Origin of the sequence: Pseudorhodoferax sp. Leaf274 (assembly GCF_001422445.1) — a bacterium.
GTDB lineage: Bacteria > Pseudomonadota > Gammaproteobacteria > Burkholderiales > Burkholderiaceae_C > Pseudorhodoferax.
In genome coordinates this window covers 89,016-109,133 of sequence record NZ_LMNA01000005.1, presented here as the reverse complement: position 1 = coordinate 109,133, position 20,118 = coordinate 89,016, and the positions used below count along the sequence as shown (strand labels likewise).

Genomic DNA, 20,118 nt, shown 5'->3' with positions numbered 1-20,118 from the left:
CGCCAATCGAGTGCGCAAACAAGGGAAGACAACATGAAGTGGAACGACATCGGGGTGGGGCGCCGGCTGTGGCTGGTGGTGCTGGGGCTGCTGCTGGCCATGCTGGCGATCGCTTCGTGGGCGCAGCTGAATTCGGCCACCGCCATGGACACGGCCCTGCGCGCGGTGCAGGACTACGAGGCGCGCATCTCCGATGCGATCCGCTGGCGCGGCCTCACCGCAACGGCCACGACCATGGTCGAGGGCACGGCCATGACCAGCGATGCGGCGCTGGCGAAGATGTACGACGGCCGTGTCAAGGCCCTGATCACGGAGATCTCGGCCGTGCAGGAGCGCGTCACCAAGGCCACCACCACCGAGGAGAGCAAGGCGGCGCTGCAGACCATCGCGGACCGGCGCACGCGCGTGCTGGCCATGACGGCACGGGTCACCGAGCTCAAGAACGCCGGTGGCGATGTGCAGGGCTTCGTCGAGCGCGACTACCGCCCGGCCATCGACAGCTACCTGAAGGCACTCGACGATTTCGTCGGCGTGCAGGAAGGGCTGCGCGACCGGGCCCGCGGGGCAGCCGAGGAGGCACGCCGTACCGGCTCGTTCGTGGGCCTGGGGTTGATCGGCCTGGTCTTCCTGGTCGGCATCGGGCTGACGGTGGCGCTGGTGCGCTCCATCGTGCAGCCGCTGCAGCGCGCGCTGAAGGCGGCCGACGCGATTGCCAGCGGCGACCTCACGCAGCGGCTGGACGATCCGCGCCGCGACGAGTTCGGCCAGCTGCTGCGCGCGCTGTCGTCCATGACGGAGCGGCTGCGCGGCCTGGTCAGCGAGGTGCGCAGCGGCGTGGAATCGGTGTCATCGGCCTCGGTGGAGATCGCCAGCGGCAACCACGACCTGTCGGCGCGGACCGAGCAGACCGCCTCCAACCTGGAGGAGACGGCCGCCAGCATGGAAGAGCTGACCAGCACGGTCACCCAGTCCGCCGACACCGCGCGCCAGGCCAACCAGCTGGCCAGCACGGCGGCCCAGGCTGCCACCCAGGGCGGCGAGGTGGTGGGCCAGGTGGTGCGCACGATGCAGGACATCAGCGATGCGTCGCGCAAGATTGCCGACATCATCGGCACCATCGACGCCATCGCGTTCCAGACCAACATCCTGGCGCTCAACGCGGCGGTGGAAGCTGCGCGCGCCGGCGAGCAGGGCCGCGGCTTCGCCGTGGTGGCCTCCGAGGTGCGCGCACTGGCCGGGCGTTCGGCCGATGCGGCCAAGGAGATCAAGGCGCTCATCGGCGCCTCGGTGCAGACCGTGGAGGCCGGCTCGGCCCAGGTCGAGCATGCCGGCACCTCGATGCAGGAGATCGTGGCCAGCGTGCGCCGCGTGAGCGACCTGATCGGCGAGATCAGCGCCTCGTCCACAGAACAGCGCGACGGCATCGCCCAGGTGAACCAGGCGGTCACGCAGCTCGACCAGATGACGCAGCAGAACGCCGCGTTGGTGGAAGAGTCGGCCGCGGCCGCGTCGGGCCTGAAAGACCAGGCGCAGCGGCTGGCCGAGGTGGTGGCCGTGTTCAACGTCGGCAGCGGGGTGGTGTCGGTGGCCCGTGCTGCGGCCGTGGCCGCGCCTGCGCCCGCCCGACCGGCCGCCATCGCCCCGGCCAGGCGGCCGGCACCGGCGGTGGCGGCGCCCGCCGCCAAGCGCCTGGGCACATCGCCCGTGGCCGGCAAGGCACCGGCCAAGCCCGCGCCCACGCCGCCGGCCAAACCCGCGGCGCCCAGGACGCTGGCTGCGCCGGCGCGCACGCTGCCGCCCGTCCGGGCCAAGGCCGCGACCGCCGAAGAAGGCGAGTGGGAGAGCTTCTAACCCGCGCTGGCGGCGTTCAGCCGGCCATGCCCTCGACCAGGAAGCGCACGCGCCGCTGACCCTGCCACTCGTCGGCATCGAGCCGGAACGCCAGCACGGCGCGGTTGGGCAGCGGCTCCACGCGGCCGAACCAGATGCCATCCACCGGCTGGCCCTGGTGGCGCAGCTTGAGCGCCAGGTGCCGTTCGCCGACCAGGCGCTGCGAAACGATCTCCACCTCCTCGCTGAAGGTCGGCGCGGCAAAGCCCTGGCCCCAGACCTCGCGGTGCAGCGTGTCGACCATCTCGGCACGGCGGTACTCGGGTGCCAGCGGACCGTCGGTCTCCAGGCGGCGCGTGAGCGCGGCCTCGTCCAGCCATTCGCGCGCGATGGCGCGCAGGCCGGCGTCGAACTCGGGCCAGCGCCCGGCCGCCACGGTGCAGCCGGCCGCCATCGCGTGGCCACCGAAGCGCAGCAGCACGCCCGGGTGGCGCTTGGCCAGCAGGTCGAGCGCGTCGCGCAGGTGGAAGCCCGCGATGGAGCGGCCCGAACCCTTGATCTCGCCCTCGTGGCCCGGCGCGCGCGAGGCCGCGAACACGAAGCAGGGCCGGTGCAGCCGGTCCTTCAGGCGCGAGGCGACGATGCCCACCACGCCTTCGTGGAAGGCGGGGTCGTAGACGCTGATGGCCGGTGGGGCCTCCTCGCCGTCCCCGAACAGCGATTCGGCCACCAGCTCGGCCTGCTCGCGCATGTCGGTCTCGATGCTGCGGCGTTCCCGGTTGATCGCGTCCAGCGTGCGCGCCAGCTCGGCGGCGCGGCCGGCGTCGTCGGTCAGCAGGCATTCGATGCCCAGCGTCATGTCGGCCAGCCGGCCGGCGGCGTTGATGCGCGGCCCCAGCGCGAAGCCGAAGTCGAAACCCGTGGCCTGGCTGCTCTTGCGGCCGGCGGCCTCGAACAGCGCGGCCACGCCGGCCGGCATCTGGCCGGCGCGGATGCGGCGCAGGCCCTGGGCCACGAGGCGGCGGTTGTTGGCGTCGAGCTTGACGACGTCGGCCACGGTGCCGAGCGCGACCAGCGGCAGCAGCGCGTCGAGCTTGGGCTGGGGCTGGTTGCCGTAGGCGCCGCGCGCGCGCAACTCGGCACGCAGCGCCAGCAGCACGTAGAACATCACGCCGACGCCGGCCATGCACTTGCTGGCGAAACCGCAGGCCGGCTGGTTCGGGTTGACGATGACCTCGGCCTCGGGCAGGGCAGGCGCGGGCAGGTGGTGGTCGGTCACCAGCACCGCCAGGCCCAGCGCGCGCGCATGGGCCACGCCGTCGATGCTGGCGATGCCGTTGTCCACGGTGACGAGCAGGTCGGCGCCGCGCGCGTGCACGCGGTCGGCGATCGGCGCGGTCAGGCCGTAGCCGTCCACCACGCGGTCGGGCACCAGGTAGTCGACATGGCGGGCGCCCAGCAGGCGCAGGCCGCGCATGGCCACGGCGCAGGCGGTCGCGCCGTCGCAGTCGTAGTCGGCCACGATGCAGATGCGCGCGTCGCGCGCGATGGCGTCGGCCAGCAGGCGCGCCGCGGCATCGGCGCCGAGCAGGCCCTGCGGGCCGGTGGGGGGCAGCAGGCGTGCCAGGCCGTCGTCGAGTTCGTCGAAGGCCTGCACGCCGCGCGCCGCGAACAGCCGCGCCAGCAGCGGGTGCACGCCGGCCTGCTCCAGCGCCCAGGCCGCGCGCGGGGGCACGTCGCGGGTGCGGATCTTCACAGGCCCTCCAGCAGCTGGGCCAGCGGCGGCTTGCGCCAGCCGGCCAGCCAGCGCGCCAGCGCGCCGCGCGGCTGGCCGTCGAACCGGCGGCTGCCCCTCGGGCCGCACAGCGTCAGGGCCACGGCTTCGCCGGCGCGCAGGCGCTGCAGCAGCGGTGCGCAACAGGTGCTGTCGATGTGCTGCCAGGCGGCGGCCCAGCCGGCCCAGTCGCCCTGCCGGGCGCTGGCGCGCAGCGCGTCCACGACCTGCGCGGCGGCTGGCCGGGGCGGCACGGCCGGCCAGGTGCCGCAGCCGCTGATCCACAGCGTGTTGACGGTCATCAGGCGCTGTGCCTCGCGCGCGTCGTTGACGGGGTGGGTGTAGAGCAGCATCTGCATTTCGTTCTGCAGGCGGCGCAGCAGCGGGCTGGCGGGCAGCCAGGCGTTCAGGTTGTCCTCGCCCAGCACGCGCTCGGGCGAGGCCGTGGCCAGGCCATGGAAGGGCGCGCCGTGGGCCAGCCAGCGGCCGTCCTGCCAGCACTCGACCACGATGCCGTCCTCGGCCAGGTAGGGCGCCATGCTGGCGAGCAGGGCATCGGCCTGGTCGGCCGGCAGTGCCAGCAAGGCCGGGTCGGCCAGGCGCACCTGGTTCATGCCGACCTCGAGGTGGCCAGGCGTGAGGAAGGCCCAGTCCTGCCCGGGCGGCAGGCCGGCCGCCACGGCCGCGGCGGCGGCCCAGGGCAGGCGGCCGTCCTCGCCGGCCAGGCCCTGGGCCTGGGCCAGCGCGCGCTCGGCCGGTGTGTCGAGTGCCTCCTCGGGCAGGCGCGCCAACGGCGCGGGCGCCAGTTCGGCCAGCAGGGCGGACAGCGCAGGCAGTTGCAAGGACGCCAGCGCGCTGCGGCAGGCGGGCGCATCGCTGGCGGCGTCGAGGATCAGCAGGTGGGCCGGGGGGCTCGGAGGCATGGGCGGGGACATCGGGGGGATTGTCCGGGATGCCACAATCCCTGCTTTTTTGCGGGCGCTGCCTGCGCGCGATGCACCTTCCCTACGAACTGGCCGTTGGCTGGCGCTACACCCGCGCCGGCCGCGCGACGCGCCGCAACGGCTTCATCTCCTTCATCTCCGGCGTCTCCATGCTGGGCATCGCGCTCGGCGTGGCGGCGCTGATCATCGTGCTCTCGGTCATGAACGGCTTCCAGAAGGAAGTGCGCGACCGCATGCTGGGCGTGGTCTCGCACATCGAGATCTACGCGCCGCAGGGCCAGGCCATCCCCGATCCCAAGAAGACCATGGAGGAGGCCAGGCGCAACCCCGCGGTGATCGGCGCGGCGCCCTTCATCGCCAGCCAGGCGCTGATCGCGCGCGGCGAGGACATGAAGGGTGCGCTGGTGCGCGGCATCGACCCGGCCACCGAAAGCCAGGTGACCGACGTGGCCGGCGGCGCTGGCGCCGCGGCCATCGCGCGGCTGGTGCCCGGCCAGTTCGGCATCGTGCTGGGCACGGACCTGGCGCGCAGCCTGGGCGTGCGCGAGGGCGACCCGGTGACGCTGGTGGCGCCCTCGGGCCAGGTCACGCCGGCCGGCGTGGTGCCGCGGCTCAAGCAGATGACGGTGGTCGGGCTGTTCAGTTCGGGCCACTACGAGTACGACTCGGCGCTGGCCATGGTGCACATCGAGGACGCCGCCCGGCTGTTCCGGCTGGAGGGGCCGAGCGGCGTGCGGCTCAAGCTGCGCGACCTGCACCAGGCGCGCGAGGTGGCCTTCGAGCTGGCCCGCACGCTCTCGGGCGACCTGCTGATCCGCGACTGGACGCGCCAGAACCAGACCTGGTTCGCGGCCGTGCAACTGGAAAAACGCATGATGTTCATCATCCTCACGCTGATCGTGGCGGTGGCCGCGTTCAACCTGGTCAGCACGCTGGTCATGACGGTGACCGACAAGCGCGCCGACATCGCCATCCTGCGCACGCTGGGCGCCAGCCCGCGCAGCATCATGGGCATCTTCATGGTGCAGGGCGCCATGGTCGGCATCATCGGCACCTTCGCCGGGCTGGCCCTGGGCCTGGCCGTGGCCTACAACATCGACGTGATCGTGCCGGCGCTGGAGAAGATCTTCCATGCCAGCTTCCTGCCGCGCGAGGTGTATTTGATCAACCGCATGCCCAGCGACCCACAGCAGGGCGACATCCTGCCCATCGCCGTCATCTCCTTGATCCTCGCCTTCCTGGCCACGATCTACCCGAGCTGGCGGGCCAGCCGCGTGAACCCTGCCGAGGCGCTGCGCTATGAGTGATGCGATCAAATCCGCCCCTGTCGGCCAGCCCGTGCTGCAGGCCCGGGGCCTGTCCAAGCGCTTCCACGAGGGCCGTCTCGACGTGACCGTGCTGCAGGGCGTGGACCTGACCGTGCACGCCGGCGAGACGGTGGCCATCGTCGGCGCGTCGGGTTCGGGCAAGAGCACGCTGCTGCACCTGCTGGGCGGGCTGGACGCGCCGACCACGGGCCGCGTGCAGCTGGCCGGCCAGGACCTGGGTGCGCTGAGCCCGGCCGCCCAGGGCGAGCTGCGCAACCGCGAGCTCGGCTTCGTCTACCAGTTCCACCACCTGCTGCCCGAGTTCAGCGCCCAGGACAACGTGGCCATGCCGCTGTGGATCCGGCGCCAGACCCGGGCCGCCGCCGGCGCCACCGCCGCCGCCGTGCTGGCCGAGGTTGGCCTGGCCGAACGCATGGCGCACCGGCCGGCCGAGCTGTCCGGCGGCGAGCGCCAGCGCGTGGCCATCGCGCGGGCCCTGGTCGGCGCGCCGCGCTGCGTGCTGGCCGACGAGCCCACCGGCAACCTGGACCGCGGCACGGCCGAGGGCGTGTTCGGCATGATGCTGCGGCTCGCGCGCGACCATGGCACGGCCTTCATCGTGGTCACGCACGACGAATCGCTCGCCGCGCGCTGCGGCCGGCTGCTGCGGCTCAACCGCGGGGTGCTGAGCGGTTAGGAGGCTGCCCGGCCGGGGCCAGGCCCGGCGCGCGCTAGTCGCCCCAGCGCTGGCGGGCCACGCCCTGCGCGCCGGAGCCGCTGCCGAACAAGGCCTCGCGGGCAGCCTCGCTGAGCACTGGCGCCCGCAGCTCGCGGCCCAGGGCGAGGCCGCGCTGCACCCCCGGACGCGCCAGCACGGTCTCGTACCAGCGACCGATGTGGGCGAACGCCGACAGGTCGATGCGCTGGGCGTTGTGCATGCGGATCCAGGGCAGGATGGCGATGTCGGCGATGGAGAACTCCGCTCCGGCCACATGGCTGCCGGTCTGGCCCAGCTGGTGGTCCAGCACACCGTACAGGCGGCGCAGCTCGTTGGCATAGCGGGTGATGGCGTAGGGCACCTTCTCGCTGGCGTACTGCAGGAAGTGGCTGTTCTGGCCCGTCATGGGGCCGAGGCCGCCGACCTGCCACATCAGCCACTGCAGCACCTGGAGCCTTCCGGCGCTGTCGGCCGGCAGGAAGCGGCCCGTCTTGCCGGCCAGGTAGACCAGGATGGCGCCGGCCTCGCTGATGTGCATGGGCTCGCCACCGTCCAGCGGTTCCGGGTCGATGATGGCCGGCATCTTGTGGTGCGGATTGATCAACGCCACGAACTCGGGTGTGAACTGCTCCCCGCGGCCGATGTTGACCGGCACCATGCGGTAAGGCAGGCCGCACTCCTCCAACATGATGGAACAAGTCCATCCGTTGGGCGTGGGCCAGTAGTGCAACTCGATCATGGAACCTTCACCAATGTGTACGACAGGACATCCCGGCGTGGGCCCCGCATGACGGATACAAGTATTCCATGTTTGGTTCCGCGCCAGTAGGACGGCATCGCAAGGCGGTGGCGTTGCGCGACTACGCGTGGGCGTGCTGCACAATCGCGCCCCATGTCCGCCGCCCTTCTCACCGCCGCGGGGACCACCCCGCTGGTTCTTGATTCCCCGCACAGCGGCACGGTCTATCCGGCCGATTTCGACCACGCCTGCGACCCCCTGGTGCTGCGCCGCGCCGAGGACACCCATGTCGAGAAGCTCTACGCCTTCGCGCCGGCGCTGGGCGTGGCCTGGGTCGAGGCGCTGTTCCCGCGCAGCTACCTGGATGCCAACCGCGACGTGACCGAGATCGACCAGGCGCTGCTGGACGCGCCCTGGCCCGGCCCGGTGGCCACCGATGCGCGCGTGCTGTCCAAGGTGCGCCTGGGCAAGGGGTTGATCTGGCGGACCACCGACGAGGGCACGCCGCTGTACGCGCGGCGGCTCACGGTGGCCGAGGTGCAGGCCCGCATCGCGCGCTGCTGGCAGCCCTACCACGCGGCGGTGAAGGCGGCCATCGACGCGGCCCACGCGCGGCACGGCTACAGCCTGCACCTGAACTGCCATTCGATGCCGGCCGTGGCCTCGCGCTTCGCGACCGATTTCCCGGGCCTGGCCCATGCCGACTTCGTGGTCGGCGACCGCGATGGCAGCACGGCGTCCGTGGCGCTCTCCGCCCGCATCGTCGACCACCTGCGCGGCTTGGGCTACGACGTGGCCTACAACCATCCCTACAAGGGCGTCGAGCTCGTGCGCCGCTATGGCGACCCGGCCCGGCAGCGCCACAGCGTGCAGCTGGAGATCAACCGCAGGCTCTACATGGACGAGGCCACGCTGGCCCTGCACGCGGGCGCCGAACCCCTGAAGGCCCACCTGCGCTCGCTGGTGGCGTTGCTGCTGGCCACCGACCCGCGGAGCCTGTGATGGACCGGGTCGATGCGGTGGTCATCGGCGCCGGCGTGGTCGGCCTGGCGGTGGCACGGGCGCTGGCACTGTCGCCGGCCTTTGCCGGGCGCGAACTCATGGTGCTGGAGGCGGCGGACGCCATCGGCACCGGCACCAGCTCGCGCAACAGCGAGGTGATCCACGCAGGCATCTACTACGCGGCCGGTTCGCTCAAGGCCCAGCTGTGCGTGCGTGGCAAGGCGCTGCTGTATGCCTACTGTGCCGAGCGCGGCATCGGCCACCGGCGCTGCGGCAAGCTGATCGTGGCCACCGACGAAGCCCAGGTCGCGCAGCTGCAGGGCATCGTCGCCAAGGCCGCTGCCAACGGCGTGGACGACCTGGTGCTGCTGTCGGCCGACGAGGCCCGCGCCCTGGAGCCGCAGCTGCGCTGCACGGCGGCGATCCACTCGCCGTCCACCGGCATCGTCGACAGCCATGGACTGATGCTGGCGCTGCAGGGCGATGTCGAGAACGCCGGCGGCCTGGTGGCGCTGAACACGGCGCTTGCGCAGGCGCGCTGCACGCCGGACGGCCTGGTGCTGGCCATGGCCGATGGCACCGAACTGCTGGCCGGCACCGTGGTCAATGCGGCCGGCCTGTCGGCGCAGGCGTTGGCACGGCGCTTCGAGGGCCTGGACGCGGTGCACGTGCCACCCAGCCATTTCGCCAAGGGCAACTACTTCACGCTGGCCGGCCGTGCGCCGTTCACGCGGCTCATCTACCCGGCGCCCGAGGCCGCCGGCCTGGGCGTGCACCTGACGCTGGACCTGGGTGGCCAGGCCAAGTTCGGGCCCGACGTGCAGTGGGTGGACGATCCCGGCGACCTGGTGGTCGATCCGCGCCGCGGCGACGGCTTCTACGCCGAGGTGCGCAAGTACTGGCCCGGCCTGCCGGATGGCGCGCTCCAGCCGGGCTATGCCGGCATGCGCCCCAAGATCCAGGCCCCGCACGAGGCGGCGCGCGACTTCGTGCTGCAGGGCCCCGCGGTGCACGGCGTGCCCGGCCTGGTCAACCTGTTCGGCATCGAGTCGCCGGGCCTCACGAGTTCGTTGGCCATCGGCGAGCAGGTGGCGCGCATGCTGCAGCCCGCCTGAACAGGCCGCCGCTCACAGCGCCATCGGCCGCGTCACGGGAAAGTCGGCCGGCGGCGCGGGGCGCGCGTTGGCGGCCAGCGCCATGCGGCGCGCGCGCAGGCGCTGCAGTTCCAGCGCCACGTCGTGGCCGAAGCCCCGGCGGTTGCCGCGGCGGTCGGCCTGCAATTCGTCCAGGTAGTCGAGGCAGCGCAGCGGCAGGCTCCACAGCGCGGCAATGTTGTTGAGCACGCGCGGATGCTGGCGCGCGCACTGGTGCGGTCGCAGCGGCTCGGGAAGGGCCTTCATCCATGCCATGGTCAGGCGCTGCAGGGAATCGTCCAGCGTGTCGTGGCCGCTGCGCTTCCAGCGCGGCACGGCCGGGGTCTTGAGCGCGAGCACGGTGGGGCGGACAGGGGGCAGCATGGCGGGCCGGACGGAGTGGGAGGCAACGGCAGCATAGGCCGCGCCGGCCGCCGCCGGAGCCCGCCACGGGCCCGCACCGACGGGCGGCGGCCCGTTGGCGACGGCCGCAGCGGTCGGCCATCGGTTCCGCAAACGCTCTCAGGCCCTGCGTGTCCGCAGCAGGCTGAACAAGCCGGCCCCGGCGGCCAGCATGGCGGCCAGGCCCAGCGCCAGCTTGGCGCCCGCGGCATGGCCGGCCTGCGGCGCCGACAGGCTGAACAGCATGGCCAGCAGCACCGCGCCGATGCTCTGGCCCGTCAGGCGCGCCGTGCCCAGCATGCCGCTGGCGCCGCCGGCGCGGTGCGGTGGCGCCGAGGTCACGATCAGGTAGTTGTTGGGCGACTGGAACAGCGCGAAGCCGATGCCGCACAGCGCCATGCGCCAGGCGATGTCTGCGTTGTGCGGCTGCTCGGGCAGCAGGGCCAGCAGCGCCAGGCCGCTGGCCATGGTCCACATGCCGGCGCAGCCCAGCAGCGCGGGCTGCACGCGGCCAATCAGCCGCCCGGCGATGGGTGCGGTGACGATGCTGCCCAGCGGCCAGGCCGTGATGAGCAGGCCCGTGTCCACGTGCGAGCGGCCGTAACCCTCCAGCAGCAGGAAGGGCAGCGCGATGTTGGACAGCATCTGCGCGGCAAAGGCCGTGACCGAGCTGCACATGGACAGCGCGAACACGCGGATGCGCAGTAGGTCCACCGGGAACAGCGGCACGGCCTGGCCGAGCTGGCGCCGCACATAGACCACGCCGACCCCCAGGCCGACGGCGATCAGCAGCGTGGCCTGCAGTGCCACGCCAGGTTCGCGCGCGCGGGTGCCGAGCTGGTCCACGCCCAGGAAGACCAGCGCGAACATGGCGGCGTTGAGCCCCACGTCGAGCAGCGACAGCCCGCCCTTGGCCAGCGGCAGCGGATTGGCCGGCAGCGCGCGCAGGCCCAGCAGCAGCAGCGCCGCCGTGATCGGCAGGTTGATGGCGAACAGCCAGGGCCAGCTGGCGACCGACAGCACGGCCGCGGCCACGCTGGGGCCGGCCACCGAGGCCACGGCCACGGTCATGGAATTGATGGCGATGCCGCGGCCCAGCAGCGCGCGCGGGTAGGTCAGCCGCACCAGCGCCGAATTGACGCCCATGACGCCGGCCGCGCCCATGCCCTGCAACGCGCGCGCCGCCACCAGCGTGCCGAGGTCGCGCGCCAGCACGCAGCCCAGCGAGCCCAGCAGCAGCACGGCCACGCCGGCCAGGTAGACGCGGCGGTAGCCCAGCAGGTCGCCCAGCTTGGCGCAGGGCAGCAGCAGCACCAGCACGCCGAGCTGGTAGGCGTTGACGATCCAGATCGCGTCGGATGCCGGGCGGTTCAGGTCGCGCGCGATGCCGGGCAGCGCCAGGTTGACGATGGTGGCGTCCAGCACCGAGATGCCGATCCCGAGCAGGATCACCGCCATCGACCAGTAGCGGGCCGGCGTCGGCAGGCCGTCCGCGGGCGGCGCGACGGCCATCATCAGGCCTTGCGGTCGCGGATCGCCTGCGCGGCCTCGCGCACCAGCGCCGGGCCCTGGTAGATGAGGCCGGTGTAGATCTGCACCAGGTCGGCGCCGGCCTCGATCTTGGTCAGCGCATCGCGCGCCGACAGTACGCCGCCCACGCCGATGATGGGGAAGGCCGGGCCCAGCGCCTGGCGCAGCTGGGCGATCACGCGGTTGCTGGCGGCCAGCAGCGGCGCGCCGGACAGGCCGCCGGTCTCCTCGGCATGCGGCAGGCCCTGCACGCTGTCGCGCGCCAGCGTGGTGTTGGTGGCGATCAGGCCCCAGCCGAGCTGGTCGGCCGCGTTGTCGGCATCCGCATAGCGCCGGAGCGTGGCGGCGATCACGGCGACCTGGGCTTCGTCCAGGTCGGGTGCGATCTTCACGAACAGCGGCACGCGGCGCAGCAGCGTGCGGCCATCGGCACTGGTGGTCGCGTGCTCGCGCGCGAGCAGGGCACGGCGTTCCGCCAAGGCGCCCAGCAGTGCGTCCAGCGCCGCGTCGGCCTGCAGCGTGCGCAGGTTCTGCGTGTTCGGGCTGGAGATGTTGATGGTGACGTAGTCGGCGTGCGGGTACACGCCGGCCAGGCCGGCCAGGTAATCGTCGGTGGCACGCTCGGTCGGCGTGGCGGCGTTCTTGCCGATGTTCAGGCCCAGCAGCATGGGCTGGCCGGGTTGCTGGCGGAACCTGGCGCGCTGCACGTTGGCGATGAACGCATCGAGCCCGTCGTTGTTGAAGCCCAGCCGGTTGATCAGCGCCTGCGCGCGCGGCAGCCGGAACATGCGCGGCTTGGGGTTGCCGGGCTGCCCCAGCGGCGTGACGGTGCCGACCTCGACGAAGCCGAAGCCCAGCGCGCCCAGCGCATCGATGCAGCGCGCGTTCTTGTCCAGGCCGGCGGCCAGGCCGACGCGGTTGGGAAAGTGCAGGCCGGCGACGGTGACGGGGTCGTCGACGCGGCGGTCGCACCAGGCCCACGACAGTGGCGTGCCGTGGCTGCGGGCCAGGGCGGACATGGTGGCGTCATGGGCGGTCTCGGCGTCCAGGCCGAAGAGCAGGGGCCGGGCCAGGGCGTAGGAGAGCCGGGTCGGCAGCAAGGGCATCGGATAATTCTCGGCCAGTTCTCAACAAACGCCGGATTCTCCCAGATGACTTCCAACGCTCCGCTGACGCAAGACCAACTCAAGGCCCTGGTGGGCCGCGCCGCCCTCGCCTATGTGGTGCCGGGCGAGATCCTGGGCGTGGGCACGGGCTCCACCGTCAACTGCTTCATCGATGCGCTGGCCGGGCTCAAGGACAGCATCCCGGGCGCGGTCTCGAGCTCGGAGGCCAGCACGGCCCGGCTCAAGGCGCTCGGCATCCCCGTGTTCGATGCCAATGCCGTCGGCGAGCTGGCGGTGTATGTGGACGGCGCCGACGAGATCGATGGCCAGGGCCACATGGTCAAGGGCGGCGGCGCGGCGCTGACGCGCGAGAAGATCGTCGCGGCCCAGTCGCGCCGCTTCGTCTGCATCGCCGATGCGTCCAAGAAGGTGCCGGTGCTGGGCCGCTTCCCGATCCCGGTGGAGGTGGTGCCGATGTCGGCGCAGCAACTCGTGCGCCGTTTCGCGGCCATGGGCGGCCAGGCCACTCTGCGCCAGGCCAAGGACGGCAGCGGCCCGCTCGTGACCGACAACGGCCAGCACATCCTGGACGTGGCCGGGCTGGCCATCGCCGATCCGCTGGGCTTCGAGACCCAGGTCAGCCAGTGGCCGGGCGTGGTCACGGTGGGCGTGTTCGCGCACCAGCGTGCCCAGGTCTGCCTGCTCGGCACGCCCGAAGGCGTGCAGACGCTGACGTTCTAGAACACGATGCCGGCCGGGTTGGACGGGGCCGGCGTGGAAGTGGGTGCAGGGGCGGGTGCCGCAGCGGGCGATGCGTTGCTGCGAGGCGCGGGCGGGTCCACCGGCTCGGCACTGCGCACGGCCACCAGCGGCTGCGCCGGCGGCGCGCGGTAGCCGGGCGGCAGCTGCGACGTGCGCGGGTAGCCCGCGCTGTCCAGGTACTGCGTCCATTCGCCGGGCGCGAAGCCCTTCAGGCGCTGGCCGCCGATGGTGACCACCGGCAGGCTGTTGTCGCCGGCCAGGCGGCGCAGGGCCTCGATGTCCTCGTTGCTTTGCACCGTGCGTTCGCTGAAGGGCACGCCCCGTGCCGCCAGCAACTGGCGTGCGCTGTCGCACGGCGCGCAGTCGCCACCGGTGTACAGCGTGACCGGAAAGCGGCCCGCGACCTGCCGCAGCTCGTACGGCAACGCGGGCACGGCCGGCGGAATGCCGCTGCGGCTGGCCGTGGTCGCGGTGTTGGGCCCCGTGTTCACCGGCCGGTCGGAGAACGTGACACGGCCGTCCGGCCCCACGCTGCGGTACACCGCCTGCGCCGCGCACAGCCCGGCCCCCAGAAGCAGCGAAACGGCCAGGGCATGCTTGCTGCCGGAAGCCATCCCCCCCATCAGGCCATGCCCTGGTGGCGCAGCAGGGCGTCCAGCGTCGGTTCACGCCCACGGAACGCCTTGAACGACTCCATCGCCGGCCGGCTGCCGCCAGCTTCCAGGATTGCCTCGCGGTAGCGGCGGCCGGTCTCGATGCTGGGCAGGCCGTCCGGCCCGGCGGTTTCCTCGAAGGCAGCGTAGGCGTCGGCGCTCAGCACCTCGGCCCACTTGTAGCTGTAATAGCCGGCCGCATAGCCACCCGCGAAGATGTGGCTGAAGGTGTTGGGCGTGCGGCTGAACTTCGGCGATGGCAGCACGGCCACCTCGGCGCGCACGCTGGCCAGCAGCGCCATGAAATCGGCGTCGGGCGCATGCTCGGTGTGCAGCAGCATGTCGAACAGCGAGAACTCGATCTGGCGCAGCGTCTGCATGCCGCTCTGGTAGTTCTTGGCGGCCAGCATCTTGTCGTACAGCGCACGCGGCAGCGGCGCGCCGGTTTCCACATGGGACGTCATGTGGCGCAGCACGTCCCACTCCCAGCAGAAGTTCTCCATGAACTGGCTGGGCAGTTCCACGGCGTCCCATTCCACGCCACTGATGCCGGACACGTCGCGCTCGTCCACCTGGGTCAGCATGTGGTGCAGGCCGTGGCCGAACTCGTGGAACAGCGTGGTCACGTCGTCGTGGGTGAGCAGCGGCGGATTGCCGTCCACGCCGGCCGCGAAGTTGCAGACCAGCTGCGCCACCGGGGTCTGCAGCCGGCCGTCGTCCGGGCGCAGCCAGCGTGCGCGCACGTCGTCCATCCAGGCACCGCCGCGCTTGCCGTTGCGGGCCGAGGGGTCGAGGTAGAACTGGCCGACCAGCTGCGGCGCGCCGCCAGCCTGCGCCGCCGCACGCTCGATGCGGTAGAACTCCACCGTGGGATGCCACACGGGCGCGGCGTCGCGCCGGATGCTGACCTCGAACAGCGTCTCGATGATCTTGAACAGGCCGGCCAGCACCTTGGGCGCGGTGAAGTACTCCTTGACCTCCTGCTCGCTGAAGGCGTAGCGGGCTTCCTTGAGCTGCTCGCCGACGTAGCTCCAGTCCCAGGGCTGCGGGTCGGCCAGGCCGAGCTTCTCGGCCGCGAAGGCGCGCAGGTCGGCCACGTCCTTCTCGGCGTAGGGGCGGGCCCGCTGGGCCAGGTCGCGCAGGAAGCCGACCACCTGGGCCGGCGAGTCGGCCATCTTGGCCACGACCGAGACCTCGCCGAAGTTGGCGTAGCCCAGCAGCTGGGCCTCCTCCTTGCGCAGGGCCAGGATCTCGCGGATCAGCGCGGTGTTGTCGAAGCGCGTGGCGTCGCCCTCTGCCTGGTCGGAAGCGCGCGTGGCATAGGCACGGTACAGGCGCTCGCGCAGCGCGCTGCTCCTGGCGAACTGCATCACGGGCAGGTAGCAGGGCAGCTTGAGCGTGAGCTTGAAGCCGGCCCGGTCATCGGCCTGGGCGGCGGCGCGCGCGGCCTGGCGCACGTCCTCGGGCACGCCGTCCAGCTCTTCTGCGGTGGCGTAGTAGGCATAGGCGTCGGTGGCGTCCAGCGCGTTCTCGCTGAACTTCTGCGACAGCTCGGCCTGGCGTTCCTGGATCGCGGCGAAGCGCTCCTTGGCCGCGCCCGTCAGCTCGGCGCCGCTCAGCACGAAGTTGCGCACGGCATTGCGCAGCGCTTGCTGCTGGGCCGGTGCCAGCGTCTTGGCGTCGATGGCCTTGTACTTGGCGTACAGGCGTTCGTCGGCGCCCAGGCGCGTCCAGAACTCGGTCACACGTGGCAGCGCCTCGTTGTAGGCGGCGCGCAGTTCGGGCGTGTCGGCCACGGCGTTCAGGTGGCTCACGGCGCCCCAGGCCCGGCTCAGCCGTTCGGTGGCCGTGTCCAGCACGCGCGAGATGGCACGCCAGTCGGCCGGGAAATCCGGCGCCGTGGCCTGCTCCAGTGCGGTGCTGGCGTCCGCCAGCAACTGGTCGATGGCGGGCGCCACGTGCTCGGGCCGGATCTGGTCGAACAGCGGGAGGTCGGAGAACGAAAGAAGGGGGTTGGACTGCATGAAGGGCATTTTGCGCCAGCCCCGGCAATCACAAGCCCCGGTTGCGGCTATCGCCGTCTTGGTGCCGTCCCCGGCGCCGGCTCAGGCGGCGGCGCGCTCGGCCGCCTGCAGCGTGTTGACCAGCAGCATGGCGCGGGTCATCGGGCCGACGCCACCCGGCACGGGGGTGATCCAGCCGGCCACCTCCTTCACGCCGTCGAAGTCCACGTCGCCGCAGAGCTTGCCCTCGGCATTGCGGTTCATGCCGACATCGATGACCACGGCACCGGCCTTGACCATGTCGGCCGTGACCAGGTTCTGCTTGCCGACCGCGGCGACGATCACATCGGCCTGGCGCGTGAAGGCGGCAAGATCCGGCGTGGCGCTGTGGCAGACCGTGACCGTGGCGCTCTGTGCCAGCAGCATCATGGCCATGGGCTTGCCGACGATGTTGCTGCGGCCGATCACCACCGCATGCTTGCCGCGCAGCGCGTAGCCGATGGATTCCAGCATCCGCAGGCAGCCGTGCGGCGTGCAGGGCCAAAAGCCCGGCTGGCCGACCATGAGCGCGCCGGCGCTGGCCACGTGGAAGCCGTCGACGTCCTTGGCCGGCGAGATCGCCTCGATGACCTTGTGGGCGTCCATGTGCCTGGGCAGCGGCAGCTGCACCAGGATGCCGTGCACCGAAGCGTCGGCGTTGAGCGCGTGGATGCGTGCCAGCAGGTCGGCCTCGGCCATGTCCGCGGGGTGGCGTTCGAGCGTGGCCTGCAGGCCGGTCTCGCTGCTGTCGTTGACCTTGTGCTTGACGTAGACCTGGCTGGCCGGGTCGTCGCCGACCAGCACGATGGCCAGGTGGGGCTGGACGCCGCGGGCCTTCAGCGCCGCCGTGCGGCCGGCCACGTCGGCGCGGATCTGGCGGGCGAGGGCATTGCCGTCGATCAGTTGAGCAGTCATGGGGATTCTCCAAGAACAACGCCCGCCAACCGCGAGGTTGGACGGGCGTGGCGGGGTAGGGTGGTCAGGCTTTGGCGGTCTGGCCCAGGGCGATCTTGAGCAGGTCGGCCACGGTGTTGGCGTTCAGCTTTTCCATGATGTTGGCGCGGTGCGCCTCCACCGTCTTGATGCTGATGCCCAGGTCGTCGGCGATCTGCTTGTTGAGCCGGCCGGCGACGATGCGTTCGAGCACCTGCGATTCGCGCGAGGTCAGCTTGGACAGCAGCGCCCCACGGCTGGCGGCCTGCTGGTGGTCGGTGAAGGCGTCCTTGGCATGGTCCAGCATGCGCTCGACCAGGGCCACCAGTTCCTCTTCCTTGAACGGCTTCTGGATGAAGTCCATGGCGCCCTTCTTCATGGTGTCCACCGCCATGGGCACGTCGCCGTGGCCGGTGATGAAGACGATGGGCAGGGGCGACTTGCGTTCGAGCAGCTTGTCCTGCAGTTCCAGGCCGGTCATGCCGCCCATGCGGATGTCGACCAACAGGCAGGCGACTTCGCGCGCGTCGTAGCGCGAGAGGAAGGCCTCGGCGGATTCGAAGCAGCGGACGCGGTAGTCCTTGCCCTCCAGCAGCCACTGGAGCGAATCGCGCACGGCTTCGTCGTCGTCGACAACATAGACCGTGCCTTTCTTGGGAATCAGGCTCATGCGGGTACTCCGGGGTTCTTGGCTGCGTTGGCTGGATTTGGCAGGGCGTTGGCGGCTTTTGCCAACGGGATCCAGAAGGAAAACCGGCACCCCATGCACTCGGCGCCATTGTAGATATTCTCGGCCTGCATCCTGCCCAGGTGCGACTCGACGATGGAACGGCACAAATTGAGGCCGATGCCCATGCCGTGTGCCTTGGTCGAGAAGAAGGCCTCGAACAGGTGCTCCATGACCTCGGGCGCCAGGCCCGTGCCGGTGTCGGTGACCGCGAACTCGATGCCGGGCACGTCGGCCTCCAGGCGCGGAAGCACGCGCAGCTCGATGTTGCGGCGTTGCGGCGCGCGCTGGGCCGAGTCGATGGCCTCGGCGGCATTGCGCAGCAGGTTGACGAGCACCTGCTCGATCAGGATGGGATCGACCATCAGCGGCGGCAGGCGTGCCGCGACGTAGTGGCTCAGGCGCACGTTGCGCCGGCGCAGTTCGATTCCCGCCAGCTCGACGGACTCCTGCACGATGTCCTGCACGTTGGTCAGGCTGCGCTGGGGCTCGCTGCGCTTCACGAAGGATTGGATGCGGTGGATGATCTGGCCCGCGCGCTGGGCCTGGCGCGAGGTCTTCTCCAGCGCGGCCAGCAGGTCCTCGTGCGCGATGCCGTTGCCCTTGAGGCGCGACACCATGCCGTTGCAGTAGTTGGTGATGGCCGCCAGCGGCTGGTTCAGTTCGTGGGCGACGCTGGACGCCATCTCGCCCATGGTGATGAGCCGGCTGGAGGTCTGGGCGCGCTCGGCGTGGTGCGCCGCCTGTTCCTCGGCCTGGCGGCGCTGGGTGATGTCGGTGGCGATCACCATCTGCACGAGGCGGCCGTCGACCCAGCTCAGGTAACGCGCCCGCACCTCCAGCCACTTGCCCATGTCGGGCACGTGGATCTCGGCGGCCTCGGTCTCGTTGCTGTCGATCAGCGAATCGGTGGGCAACCCGGCGAAGGCGTCGACATCGTCGAGATGCTCGTCGTTGGGCGGCGTGGTGGGCATGCCGGCCAGTGCCACCATGGTTTCGTGGCCGTGCGTCTGCGAGCCGAACCACTGGCGGTACAGCTTGTTGGCGAACAGCAGTTCGGGGCTGCCCAGCGGCGCCACGGACACGGCGGCATCGAGCGCTTCCAGCACCGTCGTGAAGCGCTCGTACGAGGCCGAGAGCTGCTCGCGGATGCGGTTGGGCTCGGTGATGTCGGTGATCGAGGCCATCCAGCCGGTCTGCTTGCCCACCGCGTCGATCAGCGGCGAGATGTACAGCCGTGCATCGAAGATGGAGCCGTCGCGCCGCTTGATGCGCAGCTGGAAGCCCGAGGGCGTGCTGCGGCCGTTCAGCTCGTCCTCCAGCCGGGCGATCAGGTATTCCAGGTCTTCCTCGGGCCAGTAGGGGAAGGGCGCGGTGCGGCCGACCAGTTCGCCCTCGCTCCAGCCCGTCATCTGGCAGAAGGCCGCGTTGACGTAGGTGATGCGGCCCTGCAGGTCCATGGCCCGCATGCCGGTCAGCATGGAGTTCTCCATGGCGCGGCGGAAGTTGGTCTCGGCCATCAGCGCCTGCTGGGCCTGCTGGCGCCTGCGCGTGTGGCTCCAGCTGCCGATCAGCATCCAGGCGGTCAGCACCGACAGGGCACCGACCAGCCAGAACAGTCCGCTGCCGACCACGCCCTGCGAGGTGCGGTAGGCCTGCGCGCGCAGCACCAAGCCGTTGCCGACCGGCGAAACCGGGATCTCGTAGGGCTCGGCCTGGCTCGACCAAGGCAGCAGGCGCGAGCCCGAGGTGGGCTGCGGCATGACCGTGCCGGCCAGCATGCGCCCGTCGCTGGCCACCAGGGCCACGGCGTACTTGTTGAGCACCTCGGCCGGTACGCCGTGGCGTAGCAGCGCGTCGGTGCCGTACTCGGCCAGCACCACGCCGGCGAAGCGGCCGCGGTCGGTCAGCGGGATGTGCAGTTGCAGCAGCGGGGTCGGATCGCCGGCCGTGCCCAGCGGCTGGCCGTAGACCGGTTGGTGCAGGTCGCGCGCCAGGCTGAAGTTGGTCTCGGTCTCGCCCGGGCGCAGCACGTCGTCCACCATGCGCATCAGCGGCGTGTGCAGGCTGGGCGCGGAATAGCTGGTCTTGATGCGGCGCCGCTCGTCGATCCAGCTGACGGCCTGCAGTTCGGGGTATTGCGAGATCAGCGACTGTGCGCGGCTGACGAACTCCTCGACGTCGATCTCTTCGTTGGCCACGTCGCGTGCCACGCGCATGAGCTGCTCCTGCCGCTCCAGCAGGCGCAGGCGGATCTGTTGCTGCGCATATTCGACATCGCGCTTGACGGCCTCCTGCTCGCGGTCGATCTCCTCCAGCCGCAGGTAGAGAAAGGACGAGGCGATGGCCGCGAGGAACAGCACCACCGCGACCAGCGGCGCAAGCGCCGCGAAACGGTCCTGCCGGTGGGGTGCCTGCCGTCCCCACCAGGCGCGCCAAGGCTCGCGCAGCGGTGCTGCGGCAGGCCTCGTTTGCGGCCGCTGGTCAGGGGGTGGAACGCGCATGGGCGGCAGTGT

Annotated in this window: 17 protein-coding genes; 6 read left to right on the top strand and 11 right to left on the bottom strand. The window is 71.4% G+C overall.

Going from position 1 to position 20,118, the window contains the following annotated elements:
* Positions 1–33: 33 nt before the first annotated feature.
* On the top strand, positions 34–1,851 hold the full coding sequence (locus ASF44_RS09780; RefSeq protein WP_056899027.1) for a methyl-accepting chemotaxis protein: 1,818 nt from the start codon (positions 34–36) through the stop codon (positions 1,849–1,851).
* 16 nt (positions 1,852–1,867) lie between these two features.
* Here ASF44_RS09780 and recJ read toward each other — a convergent pair whose 3' ends face one another.
* Complete coding sequence (recJ, locus tag ASF44_RS09775) at positions 1,868–3,586, bottom strand: single-stranded-DNA-specific exonuclease RecJ (protein ID WP_056899026.1); 1,719 nt, start codon at positions 3,584–3,586, stop codon at positions 1,868–1,870.
* Positions 3,583–4,527 (bottom strand): hypothetical protein, encoded by a 945-nt coding sequence (locus ASF44_RS09770; protein ID WP_056899025.1) that lies wholly within the window; start codon positions 4,525–4,527, stop codon positions 3,583–3,585. The genes recJ and ASF44_RS09770 overlap by 4 nt, the downstream gene beginning before the upstream one ends.
* A 71-nt stretch (positions 4,528–4,598) precedes the next feature.
* Here ASF44_RS09770 and ASF44_RS09765 point away from each other — a divergent pair, with 71 nt between their 5' ends.
* Complete coding sequence (locus ASF44_RS09765; protein ID WP_056899024.1) at positions 4,599–5,855, top strand: lipoprotein-releasing ABC transporter permease subunit; 1,257 nt, start codon at positions 4,599–4,601, stop codon at positions 5,853–5,855.
* Positions 5,848–6,552 carry an ABC transporter ATP-binding protein gene (locus ASF44_RS09760; RefSeq protein WP_056899023.1) on the top strand — a complete coding sequence of 235 codons (705 nt, stop codon included), beginning with the start codon at positions 5,848–5,850 and terminating at the stop codon, positions 6,550–6,552. Before ASF44_RS09765 ends, ASF44_RS09760 begins: the two co-directional genes overlap by 8 nt.
* A 34-nt stretch (positions 6,553–6,586) precedes the next feature.
* Here ASF44_RS09760 and ASF44_RS09755 read toward each other — a convergent pair whose 3' ends face one another.
* Positions 6,587–7,312, bottom strand: coding sequence for a glutathione binding-like protein (locus tag ASF44_RS09755; protein WP_056899022.1), 726 nt, complete (start codon positions 7,310–7,312; stop codon positions 6,587–6,589).
* 153 nt (positions 7,313–7,465) lie between these two features.
* Between ASF44_RS09755 and ASF44_RS09750 the strand changes: the two genes are divergently transcribed.
* Together ASF44_RS09750 and ASF44_RS09745 are read left to right on the top strand one after the other, a co-directional pair.
* The gene (locus ASF44_RS09750; RefSeq protein ID WP_056899021.1) at positions 7,466–8,314 is read left to right on the top strand and encodes an N-formylglutamate amidohydrolase; all 849 of its coding nucleotides are present in this window, start codon (positions 7,466–7,468) and stop codon (positions 8,312–8,314) included.
* Complete coding sequence (locus tag ASF44_RS09745) at positions 8,314–9,429, top strand: NAD(P)/FAD-dependent oxidoreductase (RefSeq protein ID WP_200930585.1); 1,116 nt, start codon at positions 8,314–8,316, stop codon at positions 9,427–9,429. Before ASF44_RS09750 ends, ASF44_RS09745 begins: the two co-directional genes overlap by 1 nt.
* A 12-nt stretch (positions 9,430–9,441) precedes the next feature.
* Here the strand turns inward: ASF44_RS09745 and ASF44_RS09740 are convergent, their stop codons facing one another.
* The 3 genes from ASF44_RS09740 to ASF44_RS09730 all read right to left on the bottom strand — a co-directional run bounded on the left by ASF44_RS09740 (position 9,442) and on the right by ASF44_RS09730 (position 12,485).
* Entirely contained in the window at positions 9,442–9,831 is a 390-nt protein-coding gene (locus ASF44_RS09740) for a hypothetical protein (protein ID WP_056899019.1), read from the bottom strand.
* A gap of 138 nt (positions 9,832–9,969) precedes the next feature.
* Positions 9,970–11,361 carry an MFS transporter gene (locus tag ASF44_RS09735; protein ID WP_056899120.1) on the bottom strand — a complete coding sequence of 464 codons (1,392 nt, stop codon included), beginning with the start codon at positions 11,359–11,361 and terminating at the stop codon, positions 9,970–9,972.
* Positions 11,362–11,363: 2 nt separating this feature from the next.
* Positions 11,364–12,485, bottom strand: coding sequence for a quinone-dependent dihydroorotate dehydrogenase (locus ASF44_RS09730; RefSeq protein ID WP_056899018.1), 1,122 nt, complete (start codon positions 12,483–12,485; stop codon positions 11,364–11,366).
* Positions 12,486–12,530: 45 nt separating this feature from the next.
* Between ASF44_RS09730 and rpiA the strand changes: the two genes are divergently transcribed.
* On the top strand, positions 12,531–13,226 hold the full coding sequence (gene rpiA, locus ASF44_RS09725; RefSeq protein WP_056899017.1) for a ribose-5-phosphate isomerase RpiA: 696 nt from the start codon (positions 12,531–12,533) through the stop codon (positions 13,224–13,226).
* Here the strand turns inward: rpiA and ASF44_RS09720 are convergent.
* From ASF44_RS09720 to ASF44_RS09700, 5 genes are all read right to left on the bottom strand, one after another.
* Positions 13,223–13,861 (bottom strand): glutaredoxin family protein, encoded by a 639-nt coding sequence (locus tag ASF44_RS09720; protein ID WP_056899016.1) that lies wholly within the window; start codon positions 13,859–13,861, stop codon positions 13,223–13,225. The two genes, rpiA and ASF44_RS09720, sit on opposite strands and share 4 nt — an antisense overlap.
* Before the next feature lie 8 nt (positions 13,862–13,869).
* On the bottom strand, positions 13,870–15,924 hold the full coding sequence (locus ASF44_RS09715) for a M3 family metallopeptidase (protein WP_056899119.1): 2,055 nt from the start codon (positions 15,922–15,924) through the stop codon (positions 13,870–13,872).
* 81 nt (positions 15,925–16,005) lie between these two features.
* Complete coding sequence (folD, locus tag ASF44_RS09710) at positions 16,006–16,857, bottom strand: bifunctional methylenetetrahydrofolate dehydrogenase/methenyltetrahydrofolate cyclohydrolase FolD (protein ID WP_056899015.1); 852 nt, start codon at positions 16,855–16,857, stop codon at positions 16,006–16,008.
* Positions 16,858–16,921: 64 nt separating this feature from the next.
* Entirely contained in the window at positions 16,922–17,545 is a 624-nt protein-coding gene (locus tag ASF44_RS09705; RefSeq protein WP_056899014.1) for a response regulator transcription factor, read from the bottom strand.
* Positions 17,542–20,106, bottom strand: coding sequence for a PAS domain S-box protein (locus tag ASF44_RS09700; protein WP_056899013.1), 2,565 nt, complete (start codon positions 20,104–20,106; stop codon positions 17,542–17,544). Before ASF44_RS09700 ends, ASF44_RS09705 begins: the two co-directional genes overlap by 4 nt.
* Positions 20,107–20,118 lie beyond the last annotated feature (12 nt).